The 2,466-nt window shown below is 56.5% G+C and carries 4 protein-coding genes; 2 read left to right on the forward strand and 2 right to left on the reverse strand.

Features of this window, described 5'->3' with window-relative positions; all coding sequences use genetic code 11:
* A partial coding sequence (locus VFU50_21570; GenBank protein ID HEU5235462.1) for an insulinase family protein occupies nucleotides 1–196 on the reverse strand: 196 nt, incomplete at its 3' end.
* 202 nt (nucleotides 197–398) lie between these two features.
* A complete protein-coding gene (locus VFU50_21575) occupies nucleotides 399–773 on the reverse strand; it encodes a response regulator (GenBank protein HEU5235463.1) in 375 nt (124 codons plus the stop codon).
* Between the two features lie 50 nt (nucleotides 774–823).
* On the opposite strand from VFU50_21575, the gene VFU50_21580 reads away from it, so the two are divergent.
* Nucleotides 824–1,003, forward strand: coding sequence for a hypothetical protein (locus VFU50_21580; protein HEU5235464.1), 180 nt, complete (start codon nucleotides 824–826; stop codon nucleotides 1,001–1,003).
* 89 nt (nucleotides 1,004–1,092) lie between these two features.
* A complete protein-coding gene (locus tag VFU50_21585; protein ID HEU5235465.1) occupies nucleotides 1,093–2,274 on the forward strand; it encodes a thiolase family protein in 1,182 nt (393 codons plus the stop codon).
* Nucleotides 2,275–2,466: the final 192 nt, after the last annotated feature.

A 2,466-nucleotide genomic window follows, 5' to 3' on the forward strand; every position in this document is an offset into this window, starting at 1 on the left:
GCGCGGCGCCGGCATCGACCAGCGTGTAAAACGAAAAGACCGGCGCCTCGTGACGTTCGCAGACCACGATCGTCAGACCATTGGACAACGTCTTGACGCTTGTCTTTTTTTCGAATGAAGCAAGATCCTGCGCGAACAACGTAGTCGAGAACAGCACGAGTTCTAGCGAGAGAAGAAGGCGAGCAGCTCGGGACATCGTGACTCCTTCCGAACTCTGCGAAGTTAAATGCTGGTTCTAAGGAGTGTCAAACGGTAAAGAGCCAAGAAGCCACGCAGCTACGAAGTAAGCTCAGTTCGCATCGGATGGGAAGCGGCTGCGAGATGAACCTCAGCGCTGTGAAGATCATAGGCGCGTAGTGCTGAAGCTTCGCGGCTCCGTGGCTTCGTGGCTCAGGAGTTTATCCTGCTCGTGCCGAACGTCGCGGCTTCAGCACTTCCGCAATCTTTCTGATAAGCGCATCGGGATCGTCTGATGTCGAAACGAAGCCATCGACGTATGCAATCACCATCTCCGCGAGGGTGAATACGCCCGAGAAGATGATGACCGGTACGGCAGGTCGGATCGTTTTCATTTCCAACGCGACGAGGTCACCGCTCATGCCCGGCATGTAGTAGTCGACAACAGCAAGGTCAACGTAGTTTTCTGTAAACAGCTTGAGAGCGTCCACGCCATTACTGGCGGTAAGCACCTTATAGCCAAGCAGCCGAAGGCGAGCATTCATTACCTCCAACCTCTGCAGGTTGTCATCAACATAGAGGAGGGTTTCAGCCATACATAGTTAGAGGCACGCGAGCGGGAGTTTTGAGTGATTACATTGGGACAATGTACGTTCGTACTCGGCTACAGCAGGCAACCATTTACTCCTACACCGAGACAGACGCAACGAGCAGAGCAGATGGAAGTCAGGTCATCCCCAGCTATAAGGACGTAAGTCTGCAACGTCCCGCCCAGCTCTGGATCAATCGTGCCGGCACTGACTGGTACGATGGAAAAGCTGTTTAGCAGCGGCGGTAAAAACCCGGGCATCTCGCGTCGTGCTTGAGCGGCAGACGCATTTTGGGATTGCCACAACTGGGAGTCAGGAGTCTGTCTTGCAGGAAGTATTCATAGTTTCCGCAGTCCGCACGCCCATCGGCAAATTCGGCGGCTCGCTTGCGCAAATGAGCGCTGCCGACATGGGCACGGTTGCGGCTCGCGCGGCACTTGAGCGGGCAGGCGTCGCGGGCGCTGAGGTGGAAGAGACGATCGTCGGCAATGCTCGTCAGGCGGGCGGCGGTCCCAACGTTGCGCGGCAGATTTCCATTCGCGCCGGAGTTCCCGAAACGGTGCCGGCGTACACAGTCAATCAGGCCTGCGCTTCGGGATTGAAATCCATCGCGCTCGCGTTTCAGGAGATTGCGAACGGCAACATGGATTGCGTGCTGGCCGGCGGCACTGAATCAATGTCGCGTCTGCCGTATTACCTCGACGGCGCGCGCTGGGGCTACCGCCTGGGAAATCAGGAGCTGGTCGACGGAATGTATCGTGACGGCTTCTTCTGCCCGATGGCCAAGATGGTGATGGGCGAAACCGCCGAGGTTCTCGCACGCGAGTTTCATATCTCGCGCGAAGAGCAGGACCAGTACGCACTCTGCTCCCAACAACGCGCCGAGCGCGCTATCCACTCGGGACGCTTCGACGCAGAGATCGTCCCTGTCACAATCCAGACCAAGAAGGGCACGCAGGTGTTTGCCCGTGACGAACACCCGATTCCACAAGTATCGCTGGAGAAGATGTCGAGGCTGAAGCCTGTCTTCTCATCCGATGGAACGATCACAGCCGGCAATGCATCAGGAATCACCGACGGCGCCGCGGCAGTGGTTCTGGCAAGTGGCTCGTTTGTAACTGAGCGCAAGTTGAAGCCACTGGCGAAGATTCTCGCGGCCACCAGCGCGGGCGTGAGTCCGGAACGCATGGGAATCGGTCCGGTTCCTGCCCTGCAGAAGCTCGAAGCCAAACAGGGAATCAAAACTTTGGATGCCGACCTGATCGAGCTAAACGAAGCCTTTGCCGCGCAGGTGCTCGCCTGCGATCGTCAGATTCATTTCGATCGCGACAAGCTCAACGTGAATGGAGGAGCCATTGCTCTGGGCCATCCGATCGGCTGCACGGGAACGCGGATCACAGTGACTCTTATTCACGAGATGCTCAAGCGCAAAGCAAAGCTGGGAATCGCGACCCTGTGCGTTAGCGGCGGTATGGGCATGGCTTTAGCCGTTGAAAATGTCGCCTGAGCTGTTCCTCCTGTCCTCTGTGCCTCCGTGGTGAAAAATCGCTTCTGCTGTAAAGAAACGTAAACCGCCATCGAATCATCCACTTACATCCCGCCGAATCGATGCGACTTTTGCTTCCAATGCTTCGTATCTAGAGTCGAATGTTTATAGAAGCAATAAGACCGGTGGAGTGGACTCTCAGAGAGAACGTCG

The sequence above is a fragment of the Terriglobales bacterium genome (assembly GCA_035764005.1).
GTDB lineage: Bacteria > Acidobacteriota > Terriglobia > Terriglobales > Acidobacteriaceae > Gp1-AA112.

What these genes read in the sequence shown, in the direction of transcription:
- VFU50_21575 (HEU5235463.1), bottom strand. Translation starts at nt 773, where the DNA reads ATGGCTGAAACCCTCCTCTATGTTGATGACAACCTGCAGAGGTTGGAG.
- VFU50_21580 (HEU5235464.1), top strand. Translation starts at nt 824, where the DNA reads ATGTACGTTCGTACTCGGCTACAGCAGGCAACCATTTACTCCTACACC.